The sequence below is a fragment of the Clostridia bacterium genome (assembly GCA_017554615.1).
Taxonomy (GTDB): domain Bacteria; phylum Bacillota; class Clostridia; order UMGS1840; family HGM11507; genus SIG450.
The window spans coordinates 1-11,175 of record JAFZHY010000024.1 but is presented as its reverse complement, the minus strand read 5'-3'; the positions used below and the strand labels follow the sequence as shown (position 1 = coordinate 11,175).

The following is an 11,175-nucleotide window of genomic DNA, read 5'->3' as shown; positions in this document are numbered from 1 at the left end:
CCCGCTCCACATTGTGCGCCTGTAGCTCAGTTGGATAGAGCAACTGCCTTCTAAGCAGTAGGCCAGGAGTTCGAATCTCTTCAGGCGCGCCACTTTATATGGTGGGTATAGCTCAGTTGGTTAGAGCACCAGATTGTGGTCCTGGGGGTCGTCGGTTCGAAGCCGATTACCCACCCCAATTTTTCTTCGACCGTTTGACCACTAAAACTGAAGATGTTGGGATGTAGCCAAGTGGTAAGGCACAGGACTTTGACTCCTGCATTTCGCTGGTTCGAGCCCAGCCATCCCAGCCAAAAATGCACTTTAAAATTCAAAAAATAATTTAATATGGGCCATTAGCTCAGCCGGCAGAGCACTTGACTTTTAATCAAGGTGTCCCGCGTTCGAATCGCGGATGGCTCACCAAAACAAAAAATCCTATCGTAAGATAGGATTTTTTGTTTTGTATTATTCATTTTTCACTATTCATTATTTATTATTCATTTATTATAACAGTCTTTTTTAATTCCCTTTATTTTATTAACTTAACCCCTGCTCCATAGTTTGGCAGTATGTAAACATTTAAAGTTGATTGGCTCAAATTAGAGTCTAAAAAACTGTAAAATTATTCTTAATGCAATTATTTAAATGACAATTGATAAAACAAAAATTATTGCTAATATAATATATTTTTTCCAACCACAAGAATCAATTTTCTTGAGATAATCGTATACGATAAAACATTGTGCAACCACTATAGCAAAAGATGGGATAAATAATATAATTTGATTATCTGTTAAGCCTTTTAGTGCAAAGTTTATAATAAATTCCAAAAAGCTTAAAACTACATATTTTTCTAATATGTTATTTAAAAAGATATTTAACTTTATTTTATCCCTATAAAACAATTTAAATAAAATATAAACTATTAATATTTCAGCATATATAGCTGCTATACATATAAATATGAATAAAGGAAGCATATTAAGTCTGTACTCCCATTCAGCAGTATGCAACTGTGTAAATCCTTTACTGAAAATTATTAATATAAAAGCCATAGAAATACCTGTTAGTATAGTTACAATATGTTTTCTCATTTAATTTCTCCCTTATCATTTTTTTGCATGGTATATCTTATTTTCATTTGGATTATAACATAATTTATATTCTTCCTGTGTATATCCTTTGTATCCACCTTGTTTTACTCTGCAAATTCTTCATTAAAACTGTTTATCATTTGTATAAAAACCCTATCTTCCGATAGAGTTTTTATTCATTATTCTATTATTTTCTTTCTTCCCCTGATGAAAAATACCCATCTGTTGAAAGATATCTTTCCCCACCATCAGGAAATATCACAACTATTGTTTTACCTTTGTTTTCTTCTCTTTTCGCAAGTTCTATTGCGCCATAAAGTGCTGCGCCTGATGATATACCTGCAAGTATTCCCTCATATTTACCGATAAGGCTTCCAGTTTTATATGCATCTTCTGAAGACACTGTGATTATTTCATCAATAATTTTAACATTAAGAATCTGTGGCACAAACCCTGCGCCTATTCCCTGAATTTTATGCGCTCCTGCTTGTTTTCCGGATAATACAGCAGATTCTTTAGGCTCAATTCCTACAATCTTAATATTGGAATTTTTTGACTTTAAAAATTCCCCTGTGCCTGTAATTGTTCCGCCTGTGCCAATGGCTGATACAAATATATCAACATTTGCATCTGTATCTTTATAAATTTCAGGGCCTGTTGTATCAAAATGGGCTTTTGGGTTTACAGGGTTAACAAACTGACCTGCAATTAAACTGTTTTTAATTTCCTTGTTTATCTCTTCTGCCCTCTTTATTGCCCCTGTCATTCCGTTTTTCCCATCTGTTAGCACAAGGGATGCACCGTATGCTTTAATTAAAAGCTGCCTTTCATAAGACATTGTGTCAGGCATAACGATTATTAACTTATAACCTTTTGATGCGCAAACCGAAGCAAGTCCTATCCCTGTATTTCCTGAGGTTGGCTCAATTATAACGGTATCTTTATTTATTAACCCTCTTTGTTCATAATCTTCTATCATTGCCTTTGCAACTCTGTCCTTTACTGACCCTGCAGGGTTAAAAAACTCAAGTTTTGCAAAAATCTTTGCCTCTAAATTAAATTCTTTTTCTATATTTATAAGTTCCATTAAAGGAGTATTACCAATTAAAAAATCTTGTGATTTATATATGTTAGTCATATATTCACTTCCTTTCTTAAATTAGTATACCATATTTTATAGTTTTTGTAAATGGAGGAATTTGTTTGGTAAAAGTATGATTTAAAATTTTATACCGTTCTAAAAATCATGACGAAAACCTGCATCAATATTATAATTTTCAAATATACCCACTATTTCTTCTATTGCATCAAAATCAGAATAATTTTTGTCCTTAATTATCTTTTGTATTTCACTTAGCATCTTTATAGCAGTTGTATCGGCAATTTGTGATGCATCAATTTCAAGGTCTTTTAAATTGTTGTTTATAATATCACGTATGTAAATTTTTAATAATTCAAGTTTTATATTCATATTCTATCCCCTTTAATATTATGTTACAGAATGTACCATAATTATTGTAACAAATTGTTACAATGGAGTCAAGGGGTGATTTTATGAAAGGTTTAAAACAAATCAGAAAAGAACGCAACTTAAATCAATTAAAGGTTGCCATAGATTTAAATATTTCCCGTGAAGCACTTTCACATTACGAAAATGGAAAAAGAGAACCAAGCCTTGATATGCTTAACAAAATGTCAAAGTATTTTAATGTTTCAATAGATTACCTCATAAATGGCGATGAATTTAAGAAAAAATAAGAAGAGCAGTAGTTGCTCTTTTTTTATTGTAGGGGGAATGGCTTTAATTTAATGAATAATATAAAATGAAAAAACACCTAGTTAGGTGTTTTTTGTTTTGGCGGAGAGAGAGGGATTCGAACCCTCGGAACCGTTTCCGGTTCACACACTTTCCAGGCGTGCGCCTTAGACCAGCTCAGCCATCTCTCCATGTCATATTTATTATATTTTTAAATTTAGTAAAATAGAGTTATTTTTTCCTTATTTATAAGAGTTTAAAAGAGTCGGGATTCCTCTTCGAGCCGTTCGTAACATCAATTCCTGCTTCGTGCGGTAAAACCACCCTTGCACTCATTGTGTTACAGCACAACCCTTACGCGCTCCCTTCTTCGTCCACTGGACGCGGTCGCTGCGCAGTTCCCACGGAACCGTTTCCGGTTCACACACTTTCCAGGCGTGCGCCTTAGACCAGCTCAGCCATCTCTCCATAATTTATTGTATTTTCCCTGTAATGAATCTTTTTTATCCGAACATAAGGAGTATTCCCCTTATGTTCGGTAAAAAAATGATATCATTTTTCTTTAAAGATTTTTCAAAAAAGAAATTATTTACCCTGTAGGTTGAATTTCTTTCTGAATTTGTCAACTCTTCCGCCTGCGTCAACTAATTTTTGTTTTCCGGTGAAGAATGGATGACATTTTGCACATATTTCTACGTGAACATCTTCTTTTGTAGAGCCTGTTTCATAAACTGCTCCACAAGCACAGATAATTTTTGTATCCTTATATTCAGGATGAATTCCTTTTTTCATTTAATTCACCTCATTTTAAAAATGTGTCTTTATTTCTTAGTCAACAAGTTCTAAAATAGCCATTTCTGCTCCGTCGCCTTTTCTTGGAGCTGTTTTAAGAATTCTGGTGTAACCACCGTTTCTTTCAGCATATTTTGGAGCTATTTCACTAAATAACTTAGTAACTACATCTTCTTTTGTTATGAATGAAAGTGCCTGTCTTCTTGTATGCAAGGTATTTTTCTTACCTAATGTAATCATTTTTTCTGCTAAACATCTAACTTCTTTAGCTCTTGTTACAGTAGTAGAAATTTTACCGTTTTCTAAAAGTGAAGTTACAAGATTTCTAAGCATAGCCATTCTATGGTCAGTTGTACGACCTAATTTTCTTGTACCCGGCATTTAAATATACCTCCTTTATTACTCTTCTTCGCTTGCTAAGTGAAGATTTAATGCTTCAAGTTTATGAACAACTTCTTCTAAAGATTTTCTGCCAAGATTTCTTACCTTCATCATATCTTCGATAGATTTCTTGATAAGATCATCAACAGTATTGATTCCGGCTCTCTTTAAGCAGTTGTAAGAACGAACAGAAAAATCAAGTTCTTCGATAGTCATCTCTAATACTTTTTCTTTCTTGCTTTCTTCTTTTTCTACCATAATATCAGCATTTTTCGCTTCTTCAGAAAGGTCTACGAATAAATCTAAATGCTCTTTCATTATTTTTGCTGACCAGCTGATTGCTTCGTCAGGCATAATAACGCCGTTAGTCCAAACTTCAATGATAAGTTTATCATGGTCTGTTTCGTTACCAACACGAGTATTTTCGATTGTGCAGTTAACCTTTCTAACCGGTGTGTAAATAGAGTCAACAGGAATCATTCCTATAGGCATATTAGCAGTTTTATTTTTTTCTGCAGTAATATAACCTCTGCCTCTGTTAAAAGTAATTTCCATATATAATTTTGCTTCTTCGTTTAATGTTGCGATGTGTAATTCAGGATTTAATATTTCAACATCTGCATCATGTTTTAAATCACCAGCAGTGATTTCGCATGGGCCTACAACATCAACATAGCATACTTTTGGAACATCAGAATGTAATTTTGCAGCAACACTCTTGATATTTAAGATAATTTCTGTAACATCTTCTGTTACACCTGGAATTGTTGAAAATTCGTGGTCAACACCGTCAATTTTCACGCTTGTAGCAGCAGCGCCAGGTAAAGAAGAAAGTAAAATTCTTCTTAAAGAGTTACCTAAAGTTGTGCCATAGCCTCTTTCTAACGGAGAAATGATAAACTTGGCATATCTTTTATCTTCAGATGTTTCTGCGCATTCAACTCTTGGTTTTTCCATTTCTATCATGATTTTACCCTCCTTTAATTGACCTCAATGGTCCTAATTTTAAGATAAAGTCTTTGACTATATATACCCTGAGGGTTAATTATTATTTAGAATAGAACTCAACGATTAAGTGTTCTTTAATATCTAAATCAATTTCGCTTCTTTCAGATAGTCTTGTAACAGTAGCAGTTAAAGCATCTCTGTTAACATCTAACCACTGAGGTACAAGTTTACCTTCAGTTGTTTCTAAAACTGCTTTAATTTTTTCGCTGTTTTTAGATTTATCTTTTATAGCAATAACATCACCTGGTTTAACTAAGTAAGAAGGAATGTTAACCTTTTTACCGTTAATTGTGAAGTGCCCGTGTCTTGCAAGTTGACGAGCTTCTGCTCTTGAAGTTGCAAAACCTGCTCTGTATACTACACTGTCAAAACGGCTTTCTAAGATCTGTAAGAAGTTTTCACCTGTGATACCGTCTTTTTTAGCAACAGCCATTTCGAAGTAGTGTTCGAACTGACCTTCTAAAATACCGTAAGTTTTTCTTACTTTCTGTTTTTCTCTTAACTGCATACCGTATTCAGACATTTTCTTTCTGTTCTGACCATGCTGACCAGGTGCATAAGAACGCTTATTGAAAGCACATTTTTCAGAATAACATTTTGTACCTTTTAAGAAAAGTTTCTGACCTTCTCTTCTACAAATTCTACATACTGCGCCAGTATATCTTGCCATATCTAATACACCTCCTATTATACTCTTCTTCTCTTAGGCGGTCTGCAACCGTTGTGAGGAATTGGGCTTACATCTTTAATCATAGTAACCTCTAATCCTGCTGTCTGAAGTGCTCTGATTGCAGCTTCTCTGCCTGAACCAGGACCTTTAACGAATACTTCAACAGTTTTCAAACCATGTTCCATAGCGGCTTTTGCTGCAGTTTCTGCTGCCATCTGAGCTGCAAATGGAGTATTTTTTCTTGAACCTCTGAAACCAAGGCCACCGGCACTTGCCCATGATAATGCATTTCCGGCAACATCAGTAATTGTAACAATAGTATTGTTAAAAGAAGAACTGATGTGAGCAGCGCCACGTTCTATATTTTTACGCTCTTTTCTTCTACGAGTAGTTTTTCTTGCTGTTTTAGCCAAGATTTATCCCTCCCTCTTATTTCTTCTTGTTAGCAATTGTTCTCTTAGGACCTTTTCTTGTTCTTGCATTGTTTTTAGAATTCTGACCTCTGCAAGGAAGCCCTTTCTTATGTCTTGAACCTCTGTAACATCCGATTTCCATCAAACGTTTGATATCAAGTGCTATATCTCTTCTTAGGTCACCTTCAACAGTATATCCTTCGATAGCACTTCTTAATTTTGCAACGTCTTCGTCAGTTAAATCTTTAACTCTTGTATCAGGGTTGATACCTGTTTCTTCTAAGATTTTGTTTGATGTTGTTCTACCAATACCGAAAATGTATGTTAATCCGATTTCAATACGTTTTTCTCTTGGTAAGTCAACGCCGGCTATTCTTGCCATACTGATATTACACCTCCTGTAATGTGTATCAATAATGTTTTTATAATTTAAGATCTTAAATAAGTTTACAATCTAATTGCACAGCCGCACTTTTTAAAATCTAATTAACCTTGTATTAACCTTGTCTTTGTTTGTGCTTCTGATTTTCGCAAATAACCATTACTTTTCCTTTTCTTTTGATTATTTTACATTTTTCGCACATTGGTTTTACTGATGGTCTTACTTTCATAGTTTATACCTCATTTCTATATAATACTATTTTGCTCTCCAGGTAATTCTGCCTTTTGTAAGGTCATATGGAGAAACTTCAACTGTTACCTTATCTCCGGGTAAAATCTTAATATAGTTCATTCTTAATTTCCCCGAAATGTGTGATAAAATTTTGTGGCCGTTTTCAAGTTCTACCATAAACATAGCATTTGGCAGAGCATCTATAACTGTGCCTTCAAGTTCCAAAACATCATCTTTTGCCATAATAAACCTCCTTATTCCTCTTATAAAATCTTAAGTTCAATTAATCCCTCTCTTATAGATTTTCTAACTTGGGAATTGTTGATTTCGATACCTAAATCTAATTTTTCTTTAATACTTTTAAGTGAATAACAAAGAGTTCTTAAATGTTTTATTTTCTTTTTCTTGGGGTTTTCAACTTTTCGTCTTCTCCCGTCGCATATAAGAACATAGTTTTCATCCAATACTTTAGTTACCAGTAAAAACTTTCCCTTGTCTCTCCCTGCTGTAACTTCCACTAAGGAAGCAGGAACTATATTCACCTATATCACCTCAAAATTATTAAGCTTTGGTTAAAATCTCCGGTTCACCTTCTGTAATCAGAATAGTGTTTTCATAGTGTGCAGATAAACTGCCGTCACAAGTTTTAACCGTCCATTTTGTATCATCGGTAAATACATAGTAACTACCTTGATTAATCATGGGTTCAATAGCCAGAGTCATCCCCGGAATAAGCCTTACTCCCTTTCCTGCTCTTCCGAAATTCGGAACAGACGGGTCTTCGTGGAGTGCTTTTCCTATTCCATGACCTACCAGATCTCTTACAACTGAAAAGCCGTAACTTTCAACATAGGTCGAAATGGCATTTGATATATCGCCGATGCGGTTACCCGCTTTGGCAAACTTAATGCCCTCATAAAAACTCTGTCTTGTAACTTCCACAAGTTTTTTAGCCTCTTCTGACACATTTCCAACAAAAAATGTTTTAGCGCAGTCGCCATGAAATCCGTTAAGATAAGCACCTATATCGATACTTACTATGTCTCCGTCTTTAATTACACGTTTGCCCGGAATTCCATGAACAACTTCGTCATTTACGGAACTGCATATTGATGCCGGAAAGCCATTGTAATTAAGGAAAGAGGGAATTGCATTATTATTTTTTATAAAATCATAAGCAATTCTGTCAAGCTCACCGGTTGTAACCCCGGCTTTAATATGCTTACCTACATGGTTAAGAGCCATTTTGGTAAGTTTGCAAGCTTCCCTCATTAACTCAATGTCTTTTTTATTCTTAACATAGATCATATTATACTCCTAAAGCTTCGAAAACCGCTTTAGTTGTATCGTCCACATTACCAAGTCCTTTAACGCTTACTAAGATACCTTTTTCTTCGTAATATGCTTTTAAAGGTTCTGTAACTTCGTGGAATACGTTAAGTCTGTTAACTATAACTTCTTTTTTATCATCAGGACGGATAGAAAGTTCTGCACCGCAAGTATCGCATATACCGTCAACCTTTGGAGGATTGCTGGTAACGTGGAATATTGCATGGCATTTTGAACATTCTCTTCTTCCGGATAATCTGTCGATGATTATTTCATCGTCTAAGTCAATATTTAATACCTTATCAATTTTATAGCCAAGTTTTTCTAAACCGTCTGCCTGATTGATAGTTCTTGGGAAACCGTCTAAGATAAATCCGTTAGCACAGTCAGGTTCTTTAAGTCTTGCTTCGATTAGTTCGATAACGATTTCGTCTGAAACAAGGTTACCTGATTTAATGATATCGTTTACTTTAAGACCAATTTCACTTCCCTTTTCAATTTCAGAACGGATAGCCGCACCTGTAGAAATTGTAGGTATGTTTAATTTTTCAGAAATAATTTTTGCCTGTGTGCCTTTACCTGCACCAGGAGCTCCTAACATAATTAATTTCATACAATCACTCTTTCTTAACCAATTATTCTAAGAAACCTTTGTAATGACGCATAAGCATCTGAGATTCTAACTGTTTAACTGTTTCTAATGCAACACCAACGATAATCAGTAAACTTGTTCCTCCAAATGCAAGGCTTGCACCTAATATATTTGTAAGAAGCATTGGTAAAACTGCGATTAATGCTAAGAAGATAGCACCAACTAAAGTGATTTTATTAAGTATAGACTTAATGAATTCAACAGTTGTTTTACCAGGTCTTATACCAGGAATAAATCCACCGTTCTGTTTCATGTTGTTAGCCATTTCAACAGGATTGTACTGCATTTCTGTATAGAAATACGTAAAGAATATAATTAGTAGGAAATATAGAACTCCGTATAGTAATGAGCCTTGAGACATTGCTCTTAAAAATCCGCCCCAGAAGCCCTGAGAGTTAGCAGTGATACCGGCTAACTGACAGATTGTAGCAGGGAATGAAATAATGGAAATCGCAAAGATGATTGGCATAACGCCTGCCATAGCAACCTTAATTGGAATATGAGTGCTCTGGCCTCCATACATTTTTCTGCCCACAACTCTTTTAGCATACTGAACAGGAATTCTTCTTTCACCGTTATTCATAAGAACAACTATACCGATAACTGCAACAACTAATGCTAAAAGTGCAATAAGAGTGAACACATTAAGTGTTTCAGCCTTAAACATTTCAACAATCGCTGTAACTGTAGCAGGACCACGGGAAACGATACCGGCAAAGATAAGAAGTGAAATACCGTTACCAATACCTTTTTCGTTAATCTGTTCGCCTAACCACATTAAGAATGCTGTACCGGCTGTAAGTGTTAACGCAACAACCAAATATGTGAATATGCCGCGTTTTGTAACTGCACCTGCAAGACCGAAATAAAGACCTGTAGCCTGAAGTAATGCTAAGACTACTGTTAAATATCTGGTCCACTGTGCAATGAATTTTCTGCCTTCTTCGCCTTCTTTAGCTTTTCTTTCTAAAGCAGGAATCGCAACAGATAATAACTGCATGATAATTGATGAGTTAATATATGGTGTGATACTCATTGCGAAAATTGTAGCATTTTCAAAAGCACCACCGGAGATTATGTTATACATTGAAAACAGTGTGTCTCCTCCGCTTAACATTTCCTTAAGTGCAGCAGCGCTGACAAAAGGAACTGGAATAGCAGAACCTAATCTGAATACAAATAAAAGCATTAAAGTATACAACAGTTTTTTCCTTAAATCAGGAATTTTCCAAGCATTCGCAAACACTTTGAACATGTTATATCACCTCAACTTTTCCGCCCTTGGCAGTAATTTTTTCTTCAGCAGTTTTTGAGAATCTGCATGCTTTAACAGTTAAAGTTTTAGTTAATTCCCCTCTGCCAAGAACAACAATACCGTCGTTGATTTTAGAAATTAAGCCAACTTCTTTTAAAAGTTCTGCTGTAACAACTGTATCATTGTCAAATCTTTCAAGTTCAGAAACGTTAATTTCAGTATAGTTTTTTGCAAATATATTTATGAAGCCTCTTTTAGGAAGTCTTCTGTATAAAGGCATCTGTCCACCTTCAAAACCAGGTCTTACTCCGCCACCTGAACGTGCTTTCTGACCTTTATGACCTCTACCTGCTGTTTTACCGTTACCGGTAGCATGACCTCTACCTTTTCTCTTAGGCTCTTTTGTTGAACCTTCTGCAGGAGATAATTCGAATAACTTCATTTGTTACACCTCCTCAAAATTTATTCAGTAACATCTAACAAATAAGATATTTTATCAATCATACCTCTGATTTGAGGTGTGTCGTTTAATTCAACACAATCTCTGATTTTCTTAAGACCAAGGGCCTTTACTGTGGCGATATGATCTTTTTTTCTACCAATAGTACTTTTTACTAATGTGATTTTTAATGTTTTAGTAGCCACAATGATCCCTCCTATCCTAAAATTTCTTCAACGGTTTTGCCTCTTAATTTAGCAACATCTTCTGCTTTCTTAAGGCTGGCAAGTCCGTTAATTGTTGCGTTAACAACATTTCTTGGGTTGTTTGAGTTTAAGCATTTTGTTCTGATATCTCTGATACCTGCTAACTCGATAACCGCTCTGACAGCGCCACCGGCGATAACACCGGTACCTTCAGGAGCAGTTTTTAAAAGTACGCTTCCTGCACCGAATTTACCAATAATATCGTGAGGAATTGTTGTACCAAGAAGTGGAACTGATACCATATTCTTTTTAGCATCTTCGATACCTTTTCTGATTGCATCAGGAATTTCAGCAGCTTTTCCCATACCGCAACCAACATGGCCGTTTTCATCACCAACAACAACCAATGCGCTAAATCTGAATGTTCTACCACCCTTAACAACTTTAGCAACACGGTTTAAGCTTACAACTCTTTCTTTTATGTCTAATACTGTAGAATCTACTTTATCTAAACTCACTTGGGTTTTACCTCCTTATTAGAATTTAAGACCGCCCTCACGAGCGCCGTCTGCTAATGCAGCAACT

19 protein-coding genes and 5 tRNA genes are annotated in these 11,175 nt (G+C 35.3%); 5 read left to right on the top strand and 19 right to left on the bottom strand.

Going from position 1 to position 11,175, the window contains the following annotated elements; all coding sequences use genetic code 11:
• The first annotated feature begins 15 nt into the window (after positions 1-15).
• From IKZ35_05755 to IKZ35_05740, 4 genes are all read left to right on the top strand, one after another.
• A tRNA-Arg gene (locus IKZ35_05755) sits at positions 16-92 on the top strand.
• A gap of 9 nt (positions 93-101) precedes the next feature.
• Positions 102-178: transfer RNA gene (locus tag IKZ35_05750), tRNA-His, on the top strand.
• Positions 179-217: 39 nt separating this feature from the next.
• Positions 218-293 (top strand) — tRNA-Gln (locus IKZ35_05745).
• A 36-nt stretch (positions 294-329) separates the two neighbouring features.
• A tRNA-Lys gene (locus IKZ35_05740) sits at positions 330-405 on the top strand.
• A gap of 218 nt (positions 406-623) precedes the next feature.
• On the opposite strand, the gene IKZ35_05735 is transcribed toward IKZ35_05740, so the two are convergent.
• From IKZ35_05735 to IKZ35_05725, 3 genes are all read right to left on the bottom strand, one after another.
• Positions 624-1,076 (bottom strand): hypothetical protein, encoded by a 453-nt coding sequence (locus tag IKZ35_05735; GenBank protein MBR4893460.1) that lies wholly within the window; start codon positions 1,074-1,076, stop codon positions 624-626.
• A 187-nt stretch (positions 1,077-1,263) separates the two neighbouring features.
• Positions 1,264-2,214: a cysteine synthase A gene (cysK, locus tag IKZ35_05730; GenBank protein ID MBR4893459.1), complete on the bottom strand. Its 951-nt coding sequence runs from the start codon at positions 2,212-2,214 to the stop codon at positions 1,264-1,266.
• A gap of 99 nt (positions 2,215-2,313) precedes the next feature.
• Positions 2,314-2,547, bottom strand: a complete 234-nt coding sequence (locus tag IKZ35_05725; protein MBR4893458.1) for a hypothetical protein — start codon at positions 2,545-2,547, stop codon at positions 2,314-2,316.
• A gap of 83 nt (positions 2,548-2,630) precedes the next feature.
• On the opposite strand from IKZ35_05725, the gene IKZ35_05720 reads away from it, so the two are divergent.
• Positions 2,631-2,834: a helix-turn-helix transcriptional regulator gene (locus tag IKZ35_05720; GenBank protein MBR4893457.1), complete on the top strand. Its 204-nt coding sequence runs from the start codon at positions 2,631-2,633 to the stop codon at positions 2,832-2,834.
• 98 nt (positions 2,835-2,932) lie between these two features.
• Here IKZ35_05720 and IKZ35_05715 read toward each other — a convergent pair.
• From IKZ35_05715 to rpsE, 16 genes are all read right to left on the bottom strand, one after another.
• Positions 2,933-3,023 (bottom strand) — tRNA-Ser (locus IKZ35_05715).
• A gap of 394 nt (positions 3,024-3,417) precedes the next feature.
• On the bottom strand, positions 3,418-3,624 hold the full coding sequence (rpmE, locus tag IKZ35_05710; protein ID MBR4893456.1) for a 50S ribosomal protein L31: 207 nt from the start codon (positions 3,622-3,624) through the stop codon (positions 3,418-3,420).
• Positions 3,625-3,660: 36 nt separating this feature from the next.
• Positions 3,661-4,005 (bottom strand): 50S ribosomal protein L17, encoded by a 345-nt coding sequence (gene rplQ, locus IKZ35_05705; GenBank protein ID MBR4893455.1) that lies wholly within the window; start codon positions 4,003-4,005, stop codon positions 3,661-3,663.
• Between the two features lie 18 nt (positions 4,006-4,023).
• Positions 4,024-4,971: a DNA-directed RNA polymerase subunit alpha gene (locus tag IKZ35_05700; protein MBR4893454.1), complete on the bottom strand. Its 948-nt coding sequence runs from the start codon at positions 4,969-4,971 to the stop codon at positions 4,024-4,026.
• An 82-nt stretch (positions 4,972-5,053) separates the two neighbouring features.
• Complete coding sequence (rpsD, locus tag IKZ35_05695; protein MBR4893453.1) at positions 5,054-5,683, bottom strand: 30S ribosomal protein S4; 630 nt, start codon at positions 5,681-5,683, stop codon at positions 5,054-5,056.
• 17 nt (positions 5,684-5,700) lie between these two features.
• Positions 5,701-6,099, bottom strand: a complete 399-nt coding sequence (gene rpsK / locus IKZ35_05690; protein MBR4893452.1) for a 30S ribosomal protein S11 — start codon at positions 6,097-6,099, stop codon at positions 5,701-5,703.
• A 13-nt stretch (positions 6,100-6,112) separates the two neighbouring features.
• Entirely contained in the window at positions 6,113-6,478 is a 366-nt protein-coding gene (gene rpsM / locus IKZ35_05685; GenBank protein ID MBR4893451.1) for a 30S ribosomal protein S13, read from the bottom strand.
• 115 nt (positions 6,479-6,593) lie between these two features.
• Positions 6,594-6,707 carry a 50S ribosomal protein L36 gene (gene rpmJ, locus IKZ35_05680; protein ID MBR4893450.1) on the bottom strand — a complete coding sequence of 38 codons (114 nt, stop codon included), beginning with the start codon at positions 6,705-6,707 and terminating at the stop codon, positions 6,594-6,596.
• A 26-nt stretch (positions 6,708-6,733) separates the two neighbouring features.
• The gene (infA, locus tag IKZ35_05675; GenBank protein MBR4893449.1) at positions 6,734-6,952 is read right to left on the bottom strand and encodes a translation initiation factor IF-1; all 219 of its coding nucleotides are present in this window, start codon (positions 6,950-6,952) and stop codon (positions 6,734-6,736) included.
• A 20-nt stretch (positions 6,953-6,972) separates the two neighbouring features.
• Entirely contained in the window at positions 6,973-7,251 is a 279-nt protein-coding gene (locus IKZ35_05670) for a KOW domain-containing RNA-binding protein (protein MBR4893448.1), read from the bottom strand.
• A 19-nt stretch (positions 7,252-7,270) separates the two neighbouring features.
• Positions 7,271-8,017 (bottom strand): type I methionyl aminopeptidase, encoded by a 747-nt coding sequence (gene map, locus IKZ35_05665; protein MBR4893447.1) that lies wholly within the window; start codon positions 8,015-8,017, stop codon positions 7,271-7,273.
• Between the two features lies 1 nt (position 8,018).
• Entirely contained in the window at positions 8,019-8,651 is a 633-nt protein-coding gene (locus IKZ35_05660) for an adenylate kinase (protein MBR4893446.1), read from the bottom strand.
• Between the two features lie 22 nt (positions 8,652-8,673).
• Entirely contained in the window at positions 8,674-9,945 is a 1,272-nt protein-coding gene (secY, locus tag IKZ35_05655; GenBank protein ID MBR4893445.1) for a preprotein translocase subunit SecY, read from the bottom strand.
• 1 nt (position 9,946) lies between these two features.
• Positions 9,947-10,387 carry a 50S ribosomal protein L15 gene (gene rplO, locus IKZ35_05650; protein MBR4893444.1) on the bottom strand — a complete coding sequence of 147 codons (441 nt, stop codon included), beginning with the start codon at positions 10,385-10,387 and terminating at the stop codon, positions 9,947-9,949.
• A gap of 20 nt (positions 10,388-10,407) precedes the next feature.
• Positions 10,408-10,593 (bottom strand): 50S ribosomal protein L30, encoded by a 186-nt coding sequence (gene rpmD, locus IKZ35_05645; protein ID MBR4893443.1) that lies wholly within the window; start codon positions 10,591-10,593, stop codon positions 10,408-10,410.
• A gap of 8 nt (positions 10,594-10,601) precedes the next feature.
• A complete protein-coding gene (gene rpsE, locus IKZ35_05640; GenBank protein MBR4893442.1) occupies positions 10,602-11,108 on the bottom strand; it encodes a 30S ribosomal protein S5 in 507 nt (168 codons plus the stop codon).
• Positions 11,109-11,175 lie beyond the last annotated feature (67 nt).

Bases quoted from the DNA above. Each gene is read 5' to 3' on its own strand.
- IKZ35_05735 (MBR4893460.1), bottom strand. From the start codon at position 1,076: ATGAGAAAACATATTGTAACTATACTAACAGGTATTTCTATGGCTTTT.
- cysK (MBR4893459.1), bottom strand. From the start codon at position 2,214: ATGACTAACATATATAAATCACAAGATTTTTTAATTGGTAATACTCCT.
- IKZ35_05725 (MBR4893458.1), bottom strand. From the start codon at position 2,547: ATGAATATAAAACTTGAATTATTAAAAATTTACATACGTGATATTATA.
- IKZ35_05720 (MBR4893457.1), top strand. From the start codon at position 2,631: ATGAAAGGTTTAAAACAAATCAGAAAAGAACGCAACTTAAATCAATTA.
- rpmE (MBR4893456.1), bottom strand. From the start codon at position 3,624: ATGAAAAAAGGAATTCATCCTGAATATAAGGATACAAAAATTATCTGT.
- rplQ (MBR4893455.1), bottom strand. From the start codon at position 4,005: ATGCCGGGTACAAGAAAATTAGGTCGTACAACTGACCATAGAATGGCT.
- IKZ35_05700 (MBR4893454.1), bottom strand. From the start codon at position 4,971: ATGATAGAAATGGAAAAACCAAGAGTTGAATGCGCAGAAACATCTGAA.
- rpsD (MBR4893453.1), bottom strand. From the start codon at position 5,683: ATGGCAAGATATACTGGCGCAGTATGTAGAATTTGTAGAAGAGAAGGT.
- rpsM (MBR4893451.1), bottom strand. From the start codon at position 6,478: ATGGCAAGAATAGCCGGCGTTGACTTACCAAGAGAAAAACGTATTGAA.
- rpmJ (MBR4893450.1), bottom strand. From the start codon at position 6,707: ATGAAAGTAAGACCATCAGTAAAACCAATGTGCGAAAAATGTAAAATA.
- infA (MBR4893449.1), bottom strand. From the start codon at position 6,952: ATGGCAAAAGATGATGTTTTGGAACTTGAAGGCACAGTTATAGATGCT.
- map (MBR4893447.1), bottom strand. From the start codon at position 8,017: ATGATCTATGTTAAGAATAAAAAAGACATTGAGTTAATGAGGGAAGCT.
- IKZ35_05660 (MBR4893446.1), bottom strand. From the start codon at position 8,651: ATGAAATTAATTATGTTAGGAGCTCCTGGTGCAGGTAAAGGCACACAG.
- secY (MBR4893445.1), bottom strand. From the start codon at position 9,945: ATGTTCAAAGTGTTTGCGAATGCTTGGAAAATTCCTGATTTAAGGAAA.
- rplO (MBR4893444.1), bottom strand. From the start codon at position 10,387: ATGAAGTTATTCGAATTATCTCCTGCAGAAGGTTCAACAAAAGAGCCT.